Below are 247 nucleotides of genomic sequence, written 5' to 3' on the forward strand. Positions count from 1 at the left end.
TCCGGTTGTCCCGAACCGAGGAACGCGAACTGGCAAGGGAGCTGTCCAAGTTCTTCACGGACACCGTTAATTAAATCGAGACCCTTTTGGTCAACGAGTCGGCTGACAAAACCGATGAGCATGACATCGTCACGTACTTCAAGCCCAAGTCGCTCTTGTAACGCCCGTTTGTTGACAACTTTTCCTTGTTTATAGGTGTCTAGATTGTACGTCTCTGCGATTCGCTGATCCGTACTCGGATCGTTTG

General features: G+C 49.8%; 1 pseudogene. It reads right to left on the reverse strand.

The annotated features are described in order from the left end of the window. Window positions 1-247: pseudogene (locus tag AC2Q9J_RS18350) on the reverse strand (starch synthase); the annotation flags it as partial.

It is taken from the genome of Planococcus sp. RAB007_Raresut, from assembly GCF_057369535.1.